Origin of the sequence: Halopseudomonas bauzanensis (assembly GCF_900114735.1) — a bacterium.
GTDB classification, from domain to species: domain Bacteria; phylum Pseudomonadota; class Gammaproteobacteria; order Pseudomonadales; family Pseudomonadaceae; genus Halopseudomonas; species Halopseudomonas bauzanensis.
On the sequence record NZ_FOUA01000007.1, the window covers coordinates 83,837 to 105,823 of the forward strand.

A 21,987-nucleotide genomic window follows, 5' to 3' on the forward strand; every position below is an offset into this window, starting at 1 on the left:
CCTTTGGAGCCGGCTGCTGTCGTCAGACAAAGCTGAGGAAGAACAGCATGAAGAAGGGCGCGGCAATGGTCAGGATCAGGCCACTGATGATGGCGGTGGGCACATATTCGTAATGGCAAGCCTGGCGCACGAAGGGCAGGGTGGTGTCCATGGCCGTTGCGCCGCAGACGCCAATGCTGCTATTGGCAAAATTACGCCCCAACATGAAGACCACCGTCAGGCCAATCAGCTCGCGCATCAGATCAGTTAGTAGAGCGACGCTGCCGTAGGCTTCTCCCAGATATTGTCCAGCCAGAGCGCCAGACAGGCTGAACCAGCCAAAGCCGGTGCTCAGGGCCAGGGCCACGGCCAGTCGCTCACCTGTGATCCAGCTCAGCAGCACACCGGCCAGCATGGAGGCAAGCATCACCACCAGCGGGATTTTCAGCACCCGCGGGGCCAACCAGGAGCGGCTGATGACAACCTGGGCCAGGTCCAGGCCGATCAGGAACAGCAGGGCATAGAGCCACCCGGAGATATTGATCAGCGCAGCACCAATGCCGTTGTCATGCCATTGCAGGCGCCAGGCAAAAGCGCCAAGCAGAACCAGGCCGAAGGCGATCAGGCATTCCTTGACCGGATGCCAGAGTCCCAGCCAGCCGCCGGGACTGTCTTCTTGCGCGGTGCCGGGCCGGTTCAGCGGCATGAGGCAGGCAAATACCACGGCGCTGATGGTAAAGGCGTAGAGCGCCGACTGCTTCAATACCTCCATGCCCGAGGCAAGACTGCTGAAGGTCGCGCCCGAATCCAGGCCGATCACGAAGAGAATAATCCAGACCACGGGAGTGATGCAGCGCAGCAGAGGTTTCACAACGGGCTTGGGCAGGCGTTTACCCACCAGATAACCGACCAGCAGGGACAGTAGGATGGGCAGGATGGCAGCAAGGATACTGGATAGCTGAGCGGACACGGAGCAGGACTTCATCGAGAAATGGAAGGAGGAAAGCCGCAGTGATTTCTTCAGGTCATGAAGGGCACGCACTATAGCGCAGAGGGTCTTTACTTTGTAGCCAGACGACACAGGTATCGTGCGACAAGGGGCGGTGATCGTATAACTACGCCGCTCCCCAGCTTCGTAAAGGCCTGGAAACAAAAGCCCGGCGTTTTTGCCGGGCTTTTGATGGGGAGTGCTGATCCTTCAGCGAGTACTAATCCTTCAGCAAGCACTCATCCTTAAATAGCTACCAATCCTTTAGTGCCAGCGATCATACGTTGCTCTACGTTACACAGTGGTGACATCGAGGCACGACGACAGCAGCCAAGCAACGTTATGCTTCGATCAGCGCAGTACCTGTAAATGTCGTTGTCCGGCACCGGGCAGGGTTTGCAATGAGTGGCTGCGGCTGGTATCCATTCGATAGTCAGACTGTTTGATCGTATCGACGAAGTGCCAGTCGGCGCGGGCCTGTTCCTGCGTCAAGGTGACAACCATGAAACCGCGCTGATTGACGTTGAGGTAATGCAGATCGTCGACCAGCATGGTGATGGCTTGTTCAGCTGGCTGGATCATTTCAGGTGGCAAGTCCAGATAGGCTTCCAGCCCCGGTGAACTCACCGACGCGGTGGCGAGTTCGACACCTACCTGCTTGCCGTCAACCGTCTTGAGGTCACTGGCCCAGGCGTTGTGCGTGTCGCCGGCCAGCACCACGAGGTTCTTGTTCAGGTTGGCACAGGTTTCCAGAAGGACTTCGCGCTCGTAGGCATAGCCATCCCAGGCATCCAGGTTATAAGGGATCAACGTCGTGATCCGAGCAAGCTCCTGGGGCGTCAGCGTAGGATCATTGTTCTGCTGACGCACTTTGAGGGTGACCAGCTCGGTCAACAGGGTTGTTATGTCGGTGGATCCCGGATCGGTCATGGTGGCGAGTATCGCTGCCAGCATTTCCGCAGGCACCAGCATGCGGCCCATCAGCACCTGCTGACCGAGCACCTGCCAGGTGGCGGTCGAGGTGGCCAGTTGGGTTTGCAGCCAATCCAGTTGCTGCAAACCCAGCATGGTTCGGTCAGTGTCGGCCAGATCCGCCGCCAGGCGCGTGCCGTCCATGCCGCCGGCAGTCAGGTAATTGGTGAAGTCGAGCTGTTCATCGCGCCCAATGATGCGGGTATCGAGCATATGCAGACTGACCAGGTCGGCAAAGTCGAAGCGCCGGTACAGGGTTTCCTCGTCATGCTCGGAGGCTGGGCGTATCGGTTGCCATTCGAAGTAGGCCTGCAGCGCCGCCAGCTTGCGCTCAGCGAAGTCGCCGTCACCCTCGTTGTGGTTTTCCGCACCCTCGCGCCAGGCATCGTTGGCTACTTCATGATCATCCCAGACCAGAATCCAGGGTACGCTGGCATGCAGACGCTGCAGATCAGGATCGGTGCGATACAGCGCATAGCGGCGTCGATAATCCGTCAAGGTCAGGAGTTCGCCCGCATTGTCTGCAGGCAGTTGACGACCAAGGGCCTGAGCATCTTCGCTGGCATAACCACCAGCCCCATATTCATAAATGTAGTCGCCCAGATGTATCACAGCGTCTAGCTGCTCGACCTTGGCCGCTTCGGCGTACACATGAAAATAGCCAGCGGGGAAATTGGAGCAGGACAAGACGGCCAGACGCACCTGATCAACCCTGGCTGCGGGCAGGGTACGCATGCTGCCGGTAGACGAGGTGGCTCCCGCGCAATGGAAACGGTAGTAATAGGATTGACCCGGCAGCAGGTTGAGCACGTCGACCTTGAGGGTGAAGTCACGCTCGGCGCCAGTGGTGAAGCTCCCGTCATGCAGCAAGTCGGTGAACTCGGAGTCACTGGCAACTTCCCAACTGATCTCTATATCGCGCTGATCAGTATCCTGAGGCGTGACTCTGGTCCAGATCATGATCCGGTCCTGAAGCGGGTCGCCACTGGCAACACCATGCAGAAAGGCGGCCTGTCGAGCCTGCTCATCAGCTCGACTATTGCTGCTACTGCTGAGGCAGCCTTGCAGCCCTGTGGAAATGGCGACGGTGCCCACGGTCGCCAGAGAAAGACGCAGAAAGTCACGACGAGTAAAACGAGACATGGTACATCCTGTACTATCAGTGGGGTGATGCTTGCCGATGATCGCTGCTAATCATTTCATCTTCATGTACGTTTGGGTGCAATGCTGCGCAGCCTGGAATTCGATGGTGTTCCGTTTGCAGGCGTAGTTGGCGGGCGTCCTCACGCAGTGCATGGCTTTCAGGCTGAGAACGGAGGGGGGCAGTCGACTGCGGGTACGCCGGACTGCAATAAGCAAATCGTAAGGTTCTTCTTAGATACATATCTAATTTAACATAATATGGATTATGCGAACCTAGGCGAAAGCTCATCCCGGCTATATCTTGTTTCCGATATTAGCCATTATCGGATATTGCATATGTGGTAATCTCACTGGCCGCGCCGTTCTGTCTTTGGTTTCTGGATCATTCGCCTTATGTCCCAACCGGTTCCCTTGTTCGATACCTACAAGAACTTCCAGTTTCTTACTCGGCATAATCTGGACGGCGAACTGCCCGCTGTTCTCGCTGCCTTCGAAAGGTTTGCCAATCCCACCGAGGCCATGGATGATTATTCTGTGGTCAAGCTGTTCCTGAAATCCTATGCCGCCAATCAGGCCACGTTCAACAGCTATCGTACCCATGTCGAGCGTCTGCTGTTGTGGTCGTTGCTGGTGTGCAAGAAGCCTATCTTGCATTTACGCCGCCAGGATGCCGAAGCCTTTCTGGAATTCTGCCTCAACCCGCCCGATAACTGGGTCGGTCCGGTGACCAAGTCGCGCTTTATACGTATTGGTGGTCGCAAGAAAGCCGATTCGGATACCTTTGTGATCAATCCCGATTGGCGCCCATTCAACTATACGGTGAGCAAGGCAACGCGCAAACTGGCTGATGAAACCGAGTCTGGCATGCCGGAGATCCAGGCCTATCAGATGTCGCAGACCACCATTGCTCAGGTATTCACCGTGTGCGGCAGTTTCTATCAATTCTGCATCGATGAGGATTACACCGATGCCAACCCGTTTCGGGCGGTCAAACAGAAATCCCGCTACAAGCAGAGCGTTGTCTCCCAGGTGACCAGCCGCTCGTTGACCCAACTGCAATGGGAGTTCGTGATCGAAACTGCGGAACAGATGGCTGAGCAGGAGCCGGAGTTCCATGAGCGTACCTTGTTCATTCTCACCACGCTGTTCTCGATGTACCTGCGGGTATCGGATCTGACTGGGCGGGATAACTGGCAGCCGACCATGGGCAGTTTCAAGAAAGCGGGTGATAACTGGTGGTTCCATGTGGTGGGTAAAGGCAACAAGGCGGCCAAAGTGAGCGTGCGCGACAGCTATTTGCCGTATCTGGTCCGCTACCGCAGTACTTTGGGGCTGACTGACCTGCCCTACCCTGGCGAACAGACACCGCTGCTGTCGGCGCTGGATGGCCGCACGGGGCTATCGGGCCGGCGAATACGGGAATTGGTACAGATGGTATTCGATGCGGCGTGCGCGCGCATGATTGCCGAAGGGCTGCAGGAGGATTGCGATGCCTTGCGCGCGGCGAGTCTGCACTGGCTGCGACATACGTCGGCAACGCTGGATGCGCCGTTCAGGGACATGAAGGATCTGCAGGCAGACCTGCGCCACGAGAGCCTGTCCACGACCCAGGACAGCTACTACGATTCGCTGGACGATCAGCGAGCCAGCTCAATCAAGGCGATCCCGATCAAGGGGCGTTAGCCGCCTGGGGAGCATCCGCCAATACCGGCCGGTTCGCCGCAAGGGCGAAGCCGGCCAGCACACAGATCAGGCCAGGGCGGCCAGTGCTGCGTCGTAATTCGGCTCGTCGCCGATCTCGGATACCAGCTCGCTGTGCAGCACCTTGTCGTTTTCATCCAGCACGACAACCGCACGCGCGGCCAGGCCAGCCATGGGGCCATTCTCGATGGCGACGCCGTAGTTGCGGATGAACTCGCCGCCGCGCAGAGTCGACAGGTTGATCACATTCTCCAGGCCTTCAGCGGCGCAGAAACGCTTCTGTGCAAAGGGCAGATCCGCCGAGATGCACAGCACCACGGTGTTGGGCAGGTTGCTGGCCTTGCTGTTGAAGGTACGCACCGAGGTGGCGCAGGTCGGGGTGTCCACGCTGGGGAAGATGTTCAGGATCTTGCGCTTGCCGGAAAACGAGGACAGATCCACGTCAGCCAGGTCCAGACCCACCAGACTGAATGCCGGAGCATTGTCGCCTGCGGAGGGAAATTGGCCGCCAACGGTAATCGGGTTGCCACGCAATGTAACGTTCGACATTTGAAACTCCTTAAGTCACAAGTGATGCATCAGAAATCGATGCGGTAGAAAAAATCCAGGGAGCTGACCAGGCCGCCAACGGCTTCCAGGTACAGGCGTTTGGTCAGATCGTAACGCACGGCCAACCGGTTTGCCTGTTCAAACACCCCTACACCATAGCGCAGACTCAACTTCTCGGTGAGATAGCCGGTGGCTACCACACTGGTTGTCAGGCCGCTGCCCTCGGTATCCAACTGAAAATCATCAATACCGAGCGACCCGGCAATGTTCTTCGCCAGCGGCGTGCTACCGGCCATGCCCAGCGCCAGCGCGGCCTGACCCAAGACGTTGCTGTCACCGGTATCGGCACCCAGCGGGCGCCCGAGGATCAGGTAGGCCAACGCCTGCTCCTGGGCCATGCTCGGCTCAGAAAACACCTCGGATATGGGCGCATCGGCCTGGCCGGTCAGGCGCAGGCCAGCGATGACATCATCGACCCGGCGGATGGCTTCGATATCCAGGTAGGGCTTGCTGATCGGGCCGGCGAACAGAATCTGCGCCCGCCGCAATTCCAGGCGCTGGCCGTAGCCGCGAAAGCGTCCGTCCAGAATATTCAGGTTACCAGCGGCGGTCATGTTTTCGCGCACATGCAGCCGGCCACTGAGCCGGCCAGTGAGACCGAAGCCGCTGAAGTTCAGCTGATCACCGATCAGCAGCTGGATGCCCATGCTGATGCCCAGCGGCAGGGATTCTTCCGTCTCTTCGGTGGCACCGACAATCTCTGCGTCCGGTGACACTCGGACGGCGGCCGGCGGCAGCTCTCGCACGGTAATATCCCCCTCGGGAATCGCGATGGTGCCGGTGAGCGCGAGGTTATTGTCGGCCAGACCGATATGCAGATCCGGGCTGGCCAACAGGTCAGCGTAGGGATCGACGCGGATTGGCAGGTTGGTACCGGTCAGGCTGATATCCACGGCCAGGGCCGGTGCCCAGGCGGCGGTGCCGGCGAGCTGGCCCTGCCCTTCCCCGCTCTGCCATTGCCCATCGATCACGGCCTGCTGACCGGTGACACCCACCTGCATCCGCAACTGCTTGAAGCTGACCGGCAGCTCCGGTCCGCTGATTTCACCATTGCTCAGCAAAATATCGCCGTCTACTTGCGGCTCGGTGAGCGTCCCGGCCAAGGTGCCGCGGCCAATCAGGTCTCCGTTGAGCGTGTCGACCTGCGGCAGGAAGGGTCGCAGGATATCCAGTTGCACATCGCGCAGATCGAAGCGGCCGTCGAGACGCTGGGCGCCGCCGGGGTCGGCAATATCGGCCTGGACATCAAGATTGCCGAGCCCGTCACTGACCAACTGCAGCCGACTACGGGCCTGCTCGGGATCGAGCTGGATGGTGAATTCCAGGTTTTCGTAGGGGAAGGTCAATGGCTGGTCCGGGTTGTTGACCCGCAGCTCACCGTTACGGCTACTGACCACCACGTTGGCCCGTGGCTCGGCACCCACCGCCTGGCGAAATTGCGCTTCGGCATTGAGCGTTGCATCCCAGATCAGGTCATCCGGCAGCCATTCCTGCAACGAGGCCAGCGGGAAATCGGTGAGTCTGAGATTTACCTGCCGGTCGGGCATCAACCGTTGTTCGCCATTGAAACAGAGCTGGCTCTGCAGGTGACTCCAGCAGTGGGCGCCCAGACGCAGTTCGCCATTGGCCAAGCGATAGTTCAGGGCTGCGGAGTCGTTCAGTTGCCAGACCATGTCTTCAGCGGCGATGCTGGCGTCGCGCAACTGGCCCTGCCAGCGTTCGTCATTCAGGCTGCCGGTCAGGCTCGTATCCAGATCCACCAGGCCGCCTTGCAGATCAATCGCCAGCTGATGCGATGCCCGGGTGCCGTCAAGTACCAGGCTGAGGTTGCCCAGCCGGGTATCACCGTTGCGCAGGCGGCTGGCAGAAAGGGTCAGATTGCCGGGCAACTGATCATTGAGCGTGACCCGGCCGTCAGCGCTGAGCGCCGCCAGGCCGAAATCGGCATAGCCCATCCGCTCACCCTGCAATGCCAGCGTCACGGTCGGTTCATTTGCCGATCCCGATGCCTCGGCGTTACCTACCAGACTGCCAGACAGCCCCGGCCACAGCGTTGCCATGCGCGCCAGGTTGATATCGAAGCGGCCTTCTACGGTCTGCCCCCAGTGCCCTGCACCACGGATACGGTTGTCACCCTGGCGCAGCTCCAGATCGGTGATCTGCCAGCCCGTTTCGGCGCTTGCCACAGCGCCGGATAGGGCCAGGGGCTGGCGTCGCAAGGTGCCGCTCAAGTCCCAGTCGGCAGTCAGTTGCAGTTGCTCATCGCGGATACTGCCGGAGCTGGTTACCGGGCCATTCAGCGAGCCGGGCAACTCGGCTGCGAACATCTGCGGATTGAGCTCTTGCAACAGCAGTCTGACGTCCCAGGCAATGCCATCGAGCAGGCTCAGCGCCGCTTCACCAGTGAGGCTGCCTTGCTCGGTGGTCAGCGCCAAGGGGGCGATATCGATATGTTCCGGGGTTCCGCTGAGGGCCAGTTGCAGATCGGCCTCCTGCTCTCCCACCCCGCCGAGTTGCGCCTGCAGTGCCGCGTCGAATGCCATATCCCGCAGATTGGCCTCAAGATCCAATTGGTGCACTTCCAGCGGTCCGATATCCTGCGGATACAACCATTGCCACGGAAACTGTTGCATGGCGAGCTGCGCATCGGCGGTGAGTACGTCAGACCAGCCAGCATTGGCTGTGAGCCTGAGTTCCCGTTCCGGCTGCTCAGCCACGACCAGATGCAAGTTCAGGTCGGATACGCCGGTGCTCGTGGCCTGGCCGCGTACGGTGAGGTCTATCCTGCCACCTTCCCCCGGCAAATGGCTGTCGGCCTGCAATGCGATGCCTCTCTCCAGATCACCGGCCAGGTTCACCACCAGGTCGTTCAGGGTCAGGCTGGGCGGCAGAGACTCTAGCGCCAGAAAAGAAGGCTCGCCGCGCCACTGGGCTGTCAGCGGCAGCTCGGCTTGCAGTGGTTGGACGTCAGCGGTCAGCACGCCGGACAGATAACCGCTGCTGCGGGCTTCCAGCTGCAGCTGGGCAACGCTTCCATCGATGCGGGCCTGCAGCTCCCAAGGGCGTTCATCCATCGGCGGCAAGGTCAGTGCGGTTACCACCCGCAGCGGCCAGTCGCCGCTCATGCGCAGATCGCCTTCCAGGTCCCAGGTCAGGTCGGGCCCCTGACCGCTGAAGTGGGAGATATGCAGCTGGTCGCCGCTGAGCTGAGCCTGCAGGGAAATATCGTGAAGCAGCGCTTCTTCGCCGTTCACCCACACCTCACCGATGCGCGCTTCCTGCAATTGTATGCCCAGGGGCAGGCGGATCTCCGGCAGGGTGATGTCCTGCCGTGGCTCGTCCGGCTCATCCGAGGGGGTGGTGTGTACCTGAATGCGCTCCGCCGAGAGCAGGTCGATGCACAGGCGTTTGCCGCGCAGGCAGCCGGGTGTCCAGGCCAGTTCCAGCTCATCAATGGTCAGTTCGATACCAGTGTCACGCCAGGCCACCTGGGAAAAATGCCAGCCCTGCCACAACTGCCCGCCACTGAACTCCAACTGCAGGCGCGGCTCCAGTTCCGGCAGCTTGCCAAACAGCCATCGATTGGCCCCTTCGCTGGACAGCACCGCCAGCAGGATCGCCACCAACAGCACAGGCACTGCCAATAGAATGAGCAGCCCGCGCAACAGCGCCTTGAGTAGAAACCCCGTCACAGTTCGGCACCCATGGAGAAGTGTATGCGGAAGCCCTCATCCGGATCGCTCATAGACCTGGCCAGATCCAGGCGGATCGGGCCTACCGGCGAGACCCAGCGTATGCCTACCCCGGTGCTGGTCTTCATCGGGCCTTTCCAGCTGTCCACCGCATTACCGTGGTCTATGAACACTGCCGCGCGCCATTTGGGGCGGAACTCGTATTGGTATTCCCCGCTGGTGGCCAGCAGGTAGCGCCCGCCTATACGCTCGCCAGTATCATCGGTAGGTGCCAGGGTACGGTAATCGTAACCACGTACGCTCTGGTCACCACCGGCAAAGAAGCGCAGCGATGGCGGCACGCTGGAAAAGCCATCGCTGGCGATGCCGCCGACCTGGGCGCGGGTCAGGAAACGGTGGTTGTCCCACAGGGTATACAGCCCCTTGGCAGCGAGATTCAGGCGCAGGAAGTCGATATCGGAAAGGATGCCGGCCTTGGCGCCCTGCAGATCCATCATCAGACTGTAGCCGCGGCTCGGGTCCATGCTGTTGTCGCTGACGGTACGCTGAAAGCCGAGGCTGGGAATCAGCAGAGTGCTGCGGCCGGAGTCGTCGCCGAGCGAATAGCGTTCCTGCTCCAGGCGCAGACCGATGCTGCGGTTCCAGCCGTTCTCCAACCGTCGCTGCAACAAGCCGCCGATGACCATGCTCTGGCTTTCGGTATCGTCGATATCCTCGCGCTGCCAGCCGGAGAAGAAGCGCAGATGGCTGGACTGAGGCGGCGTGAGAGGGATCTGATACCAGGACGTTATCTTCTGTCGGGGGGCAGACACCTCCAGCTCGGCGCCACGACTGTGCCCTCGGGAATTGAGCCAATGCTGCGTCCAGTCAGCCTTCACGCGCGGCCCTACGTCGGTGGAAAAACCGCCACCGAAGCCCAGCGAGTGGGGCTTGCGCGCCTTGAGTTGGGCCTGCACAGGGATTATCCCATCCACCGCAAGATCAGCCGGTGCGGTAACCTGCACCGCTTCGAAGTAACCACTGGATAGCAGCTCGCGATTGAACTCGGCAATCAAATCCGCCTCGTAGGGTACCCCATAGCGAAACGGCACCATGCGCTGCAGCAGATCGGCATCGAAAGGCGTTTCGGAAAAGCTCACCTCACCGAGGCTGTAGCGTTCTCCGGTGTCATAGCGAAGAATGATATCCGCCAGATTGTCTTCGACATCGATCAGCAGCCGGTTTTCCAGAAACTCGGCGGAAAAATAGCCGTGCTGCAAAGCCTGGTTCTGCAGCAGACTCTTGGTGTCTTCATAATGGCCATGGTGCAGCTGCGCGCCGGGCATCATGTGGCGGCTGAGGGGGAAGTTGAAATAGTCCGCATCCTGGCCCGCCCCGCTTACCTCCAGGGTCACGTTATCCAGCCGCACGGGCTCGCCCAGGGTCACTTCCAGCAGCAGCACCGGGTCGGTATCCTCGCCGGTGACCCGCGGGCGTACCCGGGCATGGTAATAACCCAGTGCCTGAAGCGCGCTGAGTGCCTGCTCCCGGCTGGACCGGGCCAGGCGCCACATGGCTTCGCGGCTGGTGGCCGTCACAGGCCCGATGAAGGCCTCAATATTCTTGCGGGCCGCATCATTGCGTGGCTCGACCTGCACCTCGAGTTCCGCATGGGCGACCGTGGTGAACAGCAGTAGAGCCAGCAATATGGAAAAACGGACCATTTTCTGTTCCAGCATCAATATGGCATCGTGGTTCAGCGTTTCCTAACCTGCCGGACGGGTTGGTGCGGCCAACTTGCCGCCGGGGAATGCTAACATGCAGACCGCCTCTGGCCGATACGCATTCCGGCTTTCCCGTTTTCTTCAGGATAGGAATTTTGATGAAAGTTGTCTCGTTCAATATCAACGGCTTGCGCGCCCGCCCTCACCAGTTGCAGGAGCTGGTCAGCAAGCACTCGCCCGATGTCATCGGTCTTCAGGAAACCAAGGTGGATGACCCTGCGTTTCCGCTGGAGTCGGTTCAGGCATTGGGTTATCACGTGCATTTTCATGGTCAGAAAGGCCATTACGGCGTGGCGCTGCTGACCCGCGAAGAGCCGCTGTGGGTACGCAAGGGGCTGCCCAATGATGGTGAGGAGGCACAATGCCGCATGATCAGTGCCGCCCTGCCCTGCGCTGATGGCTCGCCGCTGGTTGTATTCAATGGCTACTTCCCCCAGGGCGAAAGCCGGGCTCATCCCATCAAGTTTCCGGCCAAGACCAGGTTCTATGCGGATCTGCAGGAGCATCTGCAGCAGGATTATGCGGCCGATCAGCGGATCGTGGTCATGGGGGATCTGAATATTTCGCCACAGGATTGCGATATCGGTATCGGCGAAGCCAACGCCAAACGCTGGTTGCGTACCGGCAAGTGCAGCTTTTTGCCCGAGGAGCGCGAGTGGCTCCAGCGGCTCAAGGACTGGGGGCTGGTCGATACCTTCCGGCATATGAATCCCGCGGTGAATGATCGGTTCAGCTGGTTCGACTACCGCAGCCGCGGCTTCGAGGATGACCCCAAACGCGGCCTGCGCATCGACCTGGTAATGGCCAGCCGCGGTCTGATCGACCAATGTGTCGATACCGGCATCGACTATGACATCCGTGCCATGGAAAAGCCGTCGGACCATGCGCCGGTGTGGGCCAGCTTCAACGTCTGAGGCGCCCAATCAGCGGAGCCGTTTCCGGCTCCGCTGCCAGGCCGGTCAGGCCATCTCTTCTTCTGGCACATCCAGCACCAGCTCGCCGTCGCGCAGGGTGACATGCACGGTGCCGCCATGCTCGGCCAGATCACCAAACAGGATCTGCTCTGCCAGCGGCCGCTTGATCCGGTCCTGGATCAGGCGTGCCATGGGCCGCGCACCCATCAGCGGGTCGTAACCATGTTCCACCAGCCAGTTACGAGCGTCTTCATCCACGTCCAGCAGTACATGCTTGTCTTCCAGCTGGGCCTGTAGTTCGGTGAGGAACTTGTCCACCACGAACTTGACGCTGTCGTGGCTGAGCCGGCCAAACTGAATGATGGCATCCAGGCGGTTGCGGAACTCAGGCGTGAAGGTCTTCTTGATCACCTCCATTGCATCGGTGGTGTGGTCCTGGGTGGTGAAGCCGATCGACGACCGGGCCATGGACTCTGCCCCGGCGTTGGTGGTCAGCACGATGATCACGTTGCGGAAATCCGCCTTGCGACCATTGTTGTCGGTCAGCGTACCGTGGTCCATGACCTGCAGCAGCAGATTGAAGACTTCCGGATGGGCCTTCTCGATTTCGTCCAACAGCAATACGCAGTGCGGCGTCTTGTTGATCGCCTCGGTGAGCAGACCGCCCTGATCGAAGCCGACGTAACCCGGAGGCGCGCCAATCAGCCGTGATACGGTATGCCGCTCCATGTATTCGGACATGTCGAAGCGCAGCAACTCCACCCCCAGGCTCTTGGCGAGCTGGCGAGTCACTTCGGTCTTGCCCACCCCGGTCGGGCCGGCGAACAGGAACGAGCCTACCGGCTTGTCGGCGGACTTCAGCCCGGCGCGGGACAACTTGATGGCTGTGCTGAGCGCATCGATGGCCTGGTCCTGGCCAAATACCACCAACTTCAGGTCTCGCTCCAGATTCTTCAGCAGTTCCTTGTCGCTGGTGGAGACATGCTTGGGTGGAATCCGTGCGATCTTCGCGACGATGGCTTCCACTTCGGCAACGTCGATGCACTCGGGCCGCTCATCCTGCGGCTTGAGACGCTGGTAGGCTCCTGCCTCGTCAATCACATCGATGGCCTTGTCCGGCATGTGCCGATCATTGATATAACGGTCGGCCAGTTCCGCCGCCGCCTTCAGCGAATCGTCGGTATAGCGGATGCCATGGTGGTCCTCGAAGCGGCTGCGCAGCCCCTTGAGAATCTGGATGGTGTCGCTGACGGAAGGCTCGGCCACATCGACTTTCTGAAAACGCCGCGCCAGGGCCCGGTCTTTCTCGAAAATGCCGCGAAATTCCTGGAAGGTGGTCGAACCAATGCAGCGAATTTCGCCTGAGGACAGCAGCGGCTTGAGCAGATTGGACGCATCCATCACCCCGCCGGATGCGGCGCCCGCGCCGATGATGGTATGAATTTCGTCAATGAACAGGATCGCCTGGGGACGCTTCTTCAGCGCCTTGAGCAGCGCCTTGAAGCGCTTCTCGAAATCGCCCCGGTACTTGGTACCTGCCAGCAGCGCACCGAGATCCAGCGAGTACACCACTGCCTCAGTGAGAATGTCCGGCACTTCGCCATCGACGATACGCTTGGCCAGCCCTTCGGCGATAGCCGTCTTGCCGACGCCGGCCTCACCGACCAGCAGCGGGTTGTTCTTGCGTCGCCGCACCAGGATTTGCGCCACCCGCTCGACTTCCGCTGCACGGCCGACCAACGGATCGATCCGCCCCAGCCGCGCCTGCTCGTTCAGGTTGCTGGCGTAGGACTCCAAAGGATTATTAGCGGCCACCGCCTCGCCACCCTCCTCATCAAGGTTCTCCTGCTCGGCCTGCATGCTCTCGTTATCATCGGCCACCTTGGAGATGCCATGGGAGATGAAATTGACGATGTCGATGCGGGCGATGTGTTGTTGCTTGAGGAAGAACACCGCCTGGCTTTCTTGCTCACTGAAGATCGCAGCCAGCACGTTGGCGCCATTCACTTCGCCTTTGCCGGAGCTCTGGACGTGGAACACGGCGCGCTGCAATACGCGCTGAAAGCCCAGCGTGGGTTGGGTTTCGCGCTCGATGTCCTGGGTTGGAATCAAGGGTGTGGTGGAGTCGATGAACTCGGTCAGTTCCCGACGCAGCCGGTCCATGTCCGCACCGCATGCCCGCAGCACGGCCACGGCGGCCTGGTTATCGAGCAAGGCCAGCAGCAGATGCTCGACAGTCATGAATTCGTGGCGTTTGCTGCGAGCATCCTTGAACGCCAGGTTCAGGGTGATCTCCAGATCTCGATTTAGCATACTGCCCCCTCATTGTGCGACTCTGGTCGCTCTATTACGCTTCGCGTTCTATCTGACACATCAACGGGTGCTGACATTCCCTGGCATATTCATTTACCTGAGCCGCCTTGGTCTCGGCAATATCCCGAGAATAGACGCCACATACGGCTCTGCCCTCAGTATGGACCCTGAGCATGATCTGTGTAGCCTTTTCCCGATTCAGCATGAAGAAGACCTCCAATACCTCCACGACGAAATCCATCGGCGTGTAATCGTCATTGAGCATAATGACCTGATAGCGTGCCGGCGGCTGCAGTTCCGGTTTGCCGGTTTGTACCGCCAGACCATCATCTTCTTCGTGCTCCGGCTGCCCCGGCTCCTGCATGAACGTTAGTTGAGTTTCCATCGTTGCAAATGTCTTTTGATCACATGGTGTATGTCAGGCTACAGGCAAAATGTGCACTGGTACACAGCTTGCCTGTACCCGCCTTGACTTATCTCGATTCAATGTTAATAAGTGTAACAAGCCTGATACGTAATCCGTCATTCTCCGACATTCCGTGTCATGTGAGGTCACAGCAGGATTCACTACCCAGTATGGGGACAGCAGAGGAAAGCAGTATGGAGATAGGTAAGGTCAAATGGTTCAACAATGCCAAAGGCTATGGTTTCGTGGTAGCCAATGGTCGCAATGAAGACCTTTTTGCCCACTACTCAGCTATCCAGATGGATGGGTACCGAACGCTCAAGGCAGGCCAGCCTGTACAGTTCGACATCATCCAGGGTCCGAAGGGCCTGCATGCAGTCAATATCCAGGCCGTTGGTGAGCCGGTTCGCAAATCGGCTGAAATGACCGAAGCGGCTCCGGTGGCGACGCTTGTTTAACTGACACCTGCCCGCGTGTTCCTCGCTGTACCGGGCACTCTTACACAAACAAGCCGGCATTTGCCGGCTTGTTTGTTATTGCTTCTGACTGCCGCTTGAATTACATCGCAGCGATCAGATCATCACCGAACTCGGAGCACTTGCGCAGGACGGCACCGTCCATCAGACGCTCGAAGTCATAGGTAACGGTCTTGTTGGCGATGGCGCCTTCAGTACCCTTGATGATCAGGTCAGCCGCTTCTACCCAACCCATGTGGCGCAGCATCATTTCTGCGGACAGGATCAGCGAACCAGGGTTGACCTTGTCCTGACCGGCGTACTTGGGTGCAGTACCGTGGGTCGCTTCGAACATGGCAACCGAGTCGGACAGGTTGGCGCCCGGAGCAATACCAATACCGCCCACTTCGGCAGCCAGTGCGTCGGACAGGTAATCACCGTTCAGGTTCAGGGTAGCGATAACGTCATACTCGGCCGGGCGCAGCAGGATCTGTTGCAGCATGGCGTCGGCAATGGCGTCTTTCACGACGATGTTCTTGCCGGTGTTCGGGTTCTTGAACTGCATCCACGGACCGCCGTCCAGCAGCTCGGCACCGAACTCGTCACGAGCGACTTCATAGCCCCACTCTTTGAAGGCACCTTCGGTGAACTTCATGATGTTGCCCTTGTGCACGATGGTCACGGAGCTACGATCATTGTCCACTGCGTACTGCAGAGCCTGGCGCATCAGGCGCTTGGTGCCCTGCTCGGAAACCGGCTTGATGCCAATGCCGCAGCCTTCGGTAAAGCGGATCTTGGTAACGCCCATTTCCTCGGTGAGGAACTTGATGACTTTCTTCGCTTCGGGGGAGTCGGCTTTCCACTCGACACCAGCGTAGATGTCTTCGGAGTTCTCACGGAAGATGACCATGTCGACGTCGCCGGGGTTCTTGACCGGGCTGGGTACGCCGGTGAACCAACGAACCGGACGCTGGCAGACGTACAGGTCCAGCTGCTGGCGCAGAGCTACGTTCAAGGAGCGGATACCGCCGCCTACCGGCGTGGTCAGGGGGCCCTTGATGGAAACAACGTAGTCCTTGACTGCATCCAGGGTTTCTTCCGGCAGCCAGGTGTCCTGGTCGTAGACCTGGGTGGCTTTCTCGCCGGCGAACACTTCCATCCAGGAGATCTTGCGCTTGCCACCGTAGGCTTTTTCCACGGCCGCATCGACTACCTTGATCATGACCGGGGAAATATCAACGCCGATCCCATCACCTTCGATGTAAGGGATGATCGGGTTGGCAGGAACATTCAGGGTGAAGTCGGCGTTGACGGTAATTTTGTCGCCGCTCGCCGGCACCTGGATCTTTTGGTATCCCATTTGTGACTCCGTTGTGTGTCGTTGTCAGTGAAGACCCGGACGGTTGGTCCGAATCGGAAGAATACGGATTTGGTGGGCCGTATTGTTGTAGTTTTCCTACAAAAAGTCACGCACTTTCATCATCTTCAATGGTATCTCCCGCAAGAAACGCCTTTCTCGAGGAGCCACTGATTGATTGGTGACCAGATTTTGTAGTGAGACTACATTCTCACTACAGGGCCTGGACGCTCTTCGCATCCTAGCCCTTTTTCCGTTCAATTCCAGCCCCCTCCCTCGCTGGAGCCGTTGCGTTTCATCCCGACCATTCACCGGGCGGCCGGTTTACGGTAACCTATCGGCCTGAATCGGGAGTCAAATATGCGCTTTTTACCTCACGTTACCGTCGCCACTATCGTCGAAGATCGCGGCCGGTTTCTCATGGTTGAGGAAGTCAGCAACAATAGAGTTGTATTCAATCAGCCTGCCGGGCATTTGGAAGCAGACGAAAGTCTCATACAGGCTGCTCATCGCGAAACTCTGGAAGAAACCGCCTGGACAGTGGAAATCACCGGGCTTACCGGAGTCTACCTGTTCCGCGGCGAAAATGGTGTTACCTACCAGCGTACCTGCTTCATCGCCCAGCCGGTGGCTCACCAGCCCCACCTGCAACTGGATGACGGTATCGTAGGCGCCCATTGGCTGACCCTGGAAGAAGTTGCTGCGCTGGGTGAACAGCTGCGTAGTCCCATGGTGCTCGAATGCCTCACCGATTACCTGAACAAACCGCGGTATCCACTGGATCTGATTCGTTGACATGACTACGCAAACCAAAACGCCCAGCCAGACCCGGGTTATTGTCGGCATGTCCGGCGGGGTCGACTCCTCCGTCTCTGCGGCCTTGTTGCTCGAACAGGGCTACCAGGTCGAGGGTCTGTTCATGAAGAACTGGGATGAAGACGACGGCACCGAATACTGTACCGCCCGCGAAGACCTGGCTGATGCCCAGGCGGTGTCTGATCGCCTCGGCATCAAGTTGCATACGGCTAACTTCGCCGCCGAGTACTGGGACAATGTGTTCGAGCATTTCCTGGAAGAATACAAGGCCGGCCGCACGCCCAATCCAGACATCCTCTGCAACCGGGAAATCAAGTTCAAGGCCTTCCTGGACTACGCGCTGATGCTGGGCGCCGACCTGATCGCCACCGGCCATTACACCCGCCGTGCCGAGCGCGACGGCCAGACGCTGTTGTTGCGTGGGCTGGATGCGAACAAGGACCAGAGCTACTTTCTGCATGCGGTTGGCGGCGAGCAGCTTGCCCGTACGCTGTTCCCGGTGGGTGAACTGGAAAAGCCCGAAGTACGGCGCATTGCCGAGAAATACCAGCTGGCCACGGCGCGCAAGAAGGACTCCACCGGCATCTGCTTCATCGGCGAGCGTCGCTTCACCGATTTTCTCAAGCAGTATCTGCCAGCCCAGCCTGGCGAGATAGAGACCACTGATGGGCAGGTCATTGGCCGTCACCATGGCCTCATGTATCACACCATCGGCCAGCGTCAGGGTCTGGGCATCGGTGGTTTGCAGGGCGCCAGTGATGATCCCTGGTATGTACTGCGCAAGGATCTCGAGCGCAATGTGCTGGTCGTCGGCCAGGGCAATGAGCACCCCTGGCTGTTTTCCAGCGCGCTCGCCTGCTCCAACATCTACTGGGTCAACCCGCTGGACATCACCGAGCCCATGCGGTTGACCGCCAAGGTGCGGTACCGCCAGCCCGATCAGGCCTGCACCCTCGAGCGGACTGCCAATGGCTACCTGATCCGCTTCGATGAGCCGCAGCGTGCAGTTACCCCGGGGCAGTCCATAGTGCTGTACCAGGACGATGTCTGCCTGGGCGGCGGTGTCATCGAGCAGGCGACTCCCGCCTATGAGGACGCGCCATGACGCCGGCTGAAGAACAGGTACTGGCCTTGGGAGCGATCTTCGAGGCGGCACTGCAGGTCGATAAACTGGCCCGCACCGGCCAGCACAGCGAAGGCCCGGTGAGCTGTCTGATCCAGAGCATCTTCGAACGCTCGCCGGACGACACCCTCGGTATCTATGGCGGCTCCCATCACCAGATTCGCAGCGGACTGCAGGCGCTCAATGCCATGCTGGAGCGGGATACCGCCAGCCTGCAGCGTGATGCCCTGCGCTACACCATGAACCTGATTACCCTCGAACGGCAGTTGGACAAGCGCGACGACATGCTGGCGGTGCTCGGTCAGCGTCTGGATCAGGCGCAGCAGCAGGTTGGTCACTTCGGGCTGCTGCATGACAACACCATGGCCTCCCTGGGCAGCGCCTATCAGGATACCTTGAGCACCTTGCGGCTGCGCATTCAGGTGCATGGCGACATGCGGCATCTCCAGCAACCCGACATTGCCAACCGCATCCGTGCACTACTGTTATCTGGCATCCGCTCGGCGCGCCTGTGGCGTCAGCTCGGCGGTCATCGCTGGCAACTGCTGTTGTCTCGCCGCAAGTTGCTGGAAGCGACCCGCTCCATCCTCAACGGGTAGCGCACGAGGCGCTGCCCACCTGCCCGCAGGTCGAACCCAATCACCTCAGGATGGTGTATGATCTGCGGCTTTCAGCCAGCCTTTGACGAGAACTCCTATGCAACTTTCCTCCTTGACCGCCGTTTCACCCGTTGATGGCCGTTACGGCAGCAAAACCGCCAGCCTGCGTGGCATTTTCAGTGAGTACGGCCTGATCCGCTTTCGTGTGCAGGTTGAGGTCCGCTGGTTGCAATGCCTGGCTGCGCACCCGGGCATTCCCGAGATCGGTCCGTTCTCCGACGAGGCCAATGCCCTGCTCGATCGTCTGGTCGATGATTTCCAGCTGAGCCACGCTGAGCGCATCAAGGAAATCGAGAGGACTACCAACCACGACGTCAAGGCGGTGGAGTACCTGCTCAAGGAACAGGTCGCGGCCCTGCCCGAACTGCAGAAAATCAACGAGTTCATTCACTTCGCTTGCACCTCCGAGGACATCAACAACCTGTCCCACGCGTTGATGCTGCGCAGTGGTCGCGACGAGGTGGTGCTGCCACTGATGCGTCGCCTGGCCGATGAAATTCGCGCCCTGGCGGTGTTGTTCGCCGACGTGCCGATGCTCTCGCGTACCCACGGTCAGCCGGCGTCCCCCACGACCCTGGGCAAGGAACTGGCGAACGTCGTCTACCGCCTGGAGCGTCAGATCACCCAAGTGGAGAACATTCCGCTGCTGGGCAAGATCAACGGTGCCGTCGGCAACTACAACGCCCACCTGTCGGCCTACCCCCAGCTGGACTGGGAAGCCAACGCCCGTCAGTTCATCGAAGAAACCCTGGGGCTGACCTTCAACCCCTACACCACCCAGATCGAGCCGCATGATTACATCGCCGAGCTGTACGATGCGGTGGCCCGGTTCAATACCATCCTGATCGATTTCGACCGGGATATTTGGGGTTACATTTCCCTGGGTTACTTCAAGCAGAAGACCATTGCCGGTGAAATCGGCTCCTCGACCATGCCGCACAAGGTCAATCCAATCGATTTCGAGAACTCGGAAGGCAACCTGGGTATCGCCAATGCGATCCTCCAGCACCTGGCCAGCAAGCTGCCGGTTTCCCGCTGGCAGCGCGACTTGACCGACTCCACCGTGCTGCGCAACCTGGGTGTCGGCTTTGCTCACAGCATCATTGCTTATGAAGCAACTCTTAAAGGAATCAGCAAGTTAGAGCTGAATGTTCAACGTATTGCTGAAGACCTGGATAACTGCTGGGAAGTGCTCGCCGAGCCCGTGCAGACAGTCATGCGGCGTTACGCTGTGCCGGACGCCTACGAAAAGCTCAAGGAGCTGACCCGCGGCAAGGGCATCACCCCGCAGGCGCTGCAGAGCTTTGTCGACGCGCTGGAGATTCCCGATGCAGCCAAGCGGGAACTCAAGGCCCTGACGCCTGCCAATTACATTGGCAACGCCGTGGCGCAAGCTCGCCGTATCTGAACTGCCGCCGATGCCCGGTCTCGCCGGGCATCGGCTCAAGCCACTCCCTTCGACCTTCCTGCCGCATTCGAGGCTGCCCCATGTCCTTTTCCGTCACCACCCTCCCTGGCGGCATGTCTGCCGATGAGTTTCTCCGGGATTACTGGCAGAAGAAGCCGCTGCTGATCCGCCAGGCCTTTGCCGATTTCGAAAATCCGCTGAGCGCGGATGAGCTCGCAGGCCTGTCCCTGGAAGAGGAAGTGGAATCGCGCATTGTGTTGGAACAGGGCGCCACGCCCTGGGAATTGCGCCATGGTCCTTTCACCGAAGACGACTACCGCAAGCTGCCGGAGCGGGACTGGACGTTGCTGGTCCAGGCTGTTGACCAGTTCGTGCCCGAGGTGGCCGAGCTGCTGCAGGCGTTCCGTTTTCTGCCAAGCTGGCGGGTCGACGATGTGATGATCAGCTACGCTGCGCCGGGCGGCAGCGTTGGCCCGCATTACGACAACTACGACGTATTCCTGCTGCAGGGACATGGCCATCGACGCTGGAAGGTCGGACAGGCCTGCAATGCTGACAGCCCGCTATTGAATCATCCCGACCTGCGCATTCTGAGCGATTTCCAGCAGCAGGATGAGTGGGTACTTGGCCCCGGTGACATGCTGTATCTACCCCCGGGCCTGGCCCATTACGGCATCGCTGAAGACGAATGCATGACCTACTCGATCGGTTTCCGGGCTCCCAGCCACGCCGAAGTACTGACCCATTTCAGCGACTTTCTCGGTCAGTATCTCGGTGATCATCAGCGCTACAGCGATGCTGGTCTCAGCCTGCCTGCAGACCCGGCACAAATCGATGGGCCGACGGTTGACCGCCTGCAAAAGCTCCTGCTGGAGCTGATTCAGGACAAGGAAGCCCTGGGCACCTGGTTCGGCCGCTTCATGACCGAGCCACGCTACCCGGAAATGATCACGGCGCAAGAGCTGGACGAGCAGGTGCTGAACGATGCGCTGGGCCAGGGTTACGGCCTGGTACGCAGCCCTAACGCCCGCCTCGCCTGGCGCCAGGAGCAGGACGAGTACCTGATGCTGTTCGCCAGTGGCGAACATTGCCTGCTACCGACCCGACTGCTGCCGCTGGTGCAGCTGATCTGCAACCGCGATTATCTTGATGCCGAGCAGTTGCAGGCGTGGCGCCAGGACGATGAGGCCGTCCTGCTTCTGGAGCAATTGCTGAGCAAAGGCGATCTGCTGCTGGAAGAGGACGAGGATGAATAATCTGGATATTCGGCTAGCGGACTGGGATAGCACGCCGGCATTGCGCGATATTCGTCAGATAGTGTTCATCGACGAGCAACAGGTACCACCAGAGCTCGAGTGGGACGCAGATGACGCGCATGCCACGCACTTTCTGCTGACTGCTGACGAACAACCGGTGGGTACTGCCCGGCTGCTGGACGATGGCCGCATCGGACGTGTTGCCCTGTTGCCACAGGCGCGCGGCAAAGGCCTTGGCCGGCAACTGATGCTGGCCGTCATGCAGCACGCCCGCCAGCAAGGCATGACGCAGCTGAGGTTGTCGGCCCAGACCCACGCGCTCGATTTCTACGGGCAACTGGGGTTCGTGCCCTGCTCGGAGGTGTATCTCGATGCCGGCATTCCTCACCAGAGCATGACGTGGGAAGCCACTGCAGCCCAGTAACGGCGCCGG

The 21,987-nt window shown here is 59.7% G+C and carries 17 protein-coding genes; 9 read left to right on the plus strand and 8 right to left on the minus strand.

Annotated elements, in window-relative coordinates:
- Window positions 1-22: 22 nt before the first annotated feature.
- Entirely contained in the window at window positions 23-949 is a 927-nt protein-coding gene (locus BM267_RS14410) for a LysO family transporter (RefSeq protein WP_177173412.1), read from the minus strand.
- Window positions 950-1,318: 369 nt separating this feature from the next.
- Window positions 1,319-3,082 (minus strand): alkaline phosphatase D family protein, encoded by a 1,764-nt coding sequence (locus BM267_RS14415; protein ID WP_074781200.1) that lies wholly within the window; start codon window positions 3,080-3,082, stop codon window positions 1,319-1,321.
- 393 nt (window positions 3,083-3,475) lie between these two features.
- On the opposite strand from BM267_RS14415, the gene BM267_RS14420 reads away from it, so the two are divergent.
- Window positions 3,476-4,765, plus strand: coding sequence for a tyrosine-type recombinase/integrase (locus tag BM267_RS14420; RefSeq protein WP_143063087.1), 1,290 nt, complete (start codon window positions 3,476-3,478; stop codon window positions 4,763-4,765).
- 66 nt (window positions 4,766-4,831) lie between these two features.
- Here BM267_RS14420 and tpx read toward each other — a convergent pair whose 3' ends face one another.
- From tpx to BM267_RS14435, 3 genes are read right to left on the minus strand one after another with little or no spacing between them, the layout of a single operon-like run.
- A complete protein-coding gene (tpx, locus tag BM267_RS14425) occupies window positions 4,832-5,332 on the minus strand; it encodes a thiol peroxidase (protein WP_074781201.1) in 501 nt (166 codons plus the stop codon).
- 29 nt (window positions 5,333-5,361) lie between these two features.
- Window positions 5,362-9,084: a translocation/assembly module TamB domain-containing protein gene (locus tag BM267_RS14430; protein ID WP_074781202.1), complete on the minus strand. Its 3,723-nt coding sequence runs from the start codon at window positions 9,082-9,084 to the stop codon at window positions 5,362-5,364.
- Window positions 9,081-10,787 carry an autotransporter assembly complex protein TamA gene (locus tag BM267_RS14435; RefSeq protein ID WP_143063088.1) on the minus strand — a complete coding sequence of 569 codons (1,707 nt, stop codon included), beginning with the start codon at window positions 10,785-10,787 and terminating at the stop codon, window positions 9,081-9,083. The genes BM267_RS14430 and BM267_RS14435 overlap by 4 nt, the downstream gene beginning before the upstream one ends.
- Window positions 10,788-10,945: 158 nt before the next feature.
- Here BM267_RS14435 and xthA point away from each other — a divergent pair, with 158 nt between their 5' ends.
- The gene (xthA, locus tag BM267_RS14440; RefSeq protein ID WP_074781204.1) at window positions 10,946-11,761 is read left to right on the plus strand and encodes an exodeoxyribonuclease III; all 816 of its coding nucleotides are present in this window, start codon (window positions 10,946-10,948) and stop codon (window positions 11,759-11,761) included.
- Between the two features lie 45 nt (window positions 11,762-11,806).
- Here the strand turns inward: xthA and clpA are convergent, their stop codons facing one another.
- Complete coding sequence (gene clpA, locus BM267_RS14445; RefSeq protein ID WP_036989805.1) at window positions 11,807-14,074, minus strand: ATP-dependent Clp protease ATP-binding subunit ClpA; 2,268 nt, start codon at window positions 14,072-14,074, stop codon at window positions 11,807-11,809.
- A 34-nt stretch (window positions 14,075-14,108) separates the two neighbouring features.
- A complete protein-coding gene (gene clpS / locus BM267_RS14450; RefSeq protein ID WP_036989803.1) occupies window positions 14,109-14,459 on the minus strand; it encodes an ATP-dependent Clp protease adapter ClpS in 351 nt (116 codons plus the stop codon).
- A gap of 191 nt (window positions 14,460-14,650) precedes the next feature.
- Here clpS and cspD point away from each other — a divergent pair, with 191 nt between their 5' ends.
- The gene (gene cspD / locus BM267_RS14455) at window positions 14,651-14,938 is read left to right on the plus strand and encodes a cold shock domain-containing protein CspD (protein ID WP_407920287.1); all 288 of its coding nucleotides are present in this window, start codon (window positions 14,651-14,653) and stop codon (window positions 14,936-14,938) included.
- Window positions 14,939-15,038: 100 nt separating this feature from the next.
- Here cspD and icd read toward each other — a convergent pair whose 3' ends face one another.
- On the minus strand, window positions 15,039-16,295 hold the full coding sequence (gene icd / locus BM267_RS14460; protein WP_036989800.1) for an NADP-dependent isocitrate dehydrogenase: 1,257 nt from the start codon (window positions 16,293-16,295) through the stop codon (window positions 15,039-15,041).
- 357 nt (window positions 16,296-16,652) lie between these two features.
- Between icd and BM267_RS14465 the strand changes: the two genes are divergently transcribed.
- The 6 genes from BM267_RS14465 to BM267_RS14490 all read left to right on the plus strand — a co-directional run bounded on the left by BM267_RS14465 (window position 16,653) and on the right by BM267_RS14490 (window position 21,978).
- On the plus strand, window positions 16,653-17,087 hold the full coding sequence (locus BM267_RS14465; RefSeq protein ID WP_074781205.1) for an NUDIX hydrolase: 435 nt from the start codon (window positions 16,653-16,655) through the stop codon (window positions 17,085-17,087).
- A 1-nt stretch (window position 17,088) separates the two neighbouring features.
- Window positions 17,089-18,213 carry a tRNA 2-thiouridine(34) synthase MnmA gene (gene mnmA / locus BM267_RS14470; RefSeq protein ID WP_074781206.1) on the plus strand — a complete coding sequence of 375 codons (1,125 nt, stop codon included), beginning with the start codon at window positions 17,089-17,091 and terminating at the stop codon, window positions 18,211-18,213.
- The gene (hflD, locus tag BM267_RS14475) at window positions 18,210-18,830 is read left to right on the plus strand and encodes a high frequency lysogenization protein HflD (RefSeq protein ID WP_074781207.1); all 621 of its coding nucleotides are present in this window, start codon (window positions 18,210-18,212) and stop codon (window positions 18,828-18,830) included. The genes mnmA and hflD overlap by 4 nt, the downstream gene beginning before the upstream one ends.
- A 97-nt stretch (window positions 18,831-18,927) precedes the next feature.
- Window positions 18,928-20,298 carry an adenylosuccinate lyase gene (gene purB, locus BM267_RS14480; protein ID WP_074781208.1) on the plus strand — a complete coding sequence of 457 codons (1,371 nt, stop codon included), beginning with the start codon at window positions 18,928-18,930 and terminating at the stop codon, window positions 20,296-20,298.
- Window positions 20,299-20,378: 80 nt separating this feature from the next.
- A complete protein-coding gene (locus BM267_RS14485) occupies window positions 20,379-21,554 on the plus strand; it encodes a ribosomal protein uL16 3-hydroxylase (protein WP_074781209.1) in 1,176 nt (391 codons plus the stop codon).
- Complete coding sequence (locus BM267_RS14490) at window positions 21,547-21,978, plus strand: GNAT family N-acetyltransferase (RefSeq protein ID WP_074781210.1); 432 nt, start codon at window positions 21,547-21,549, stop codon at window positions 21,976-21,978. Before BM267_RS14485 ends, BM267_RS14490 begins: the two co-directional genes overlap by 8 nt.
- Window positions 21,979-21,987 lie beyond the last annotated feature (9 nt).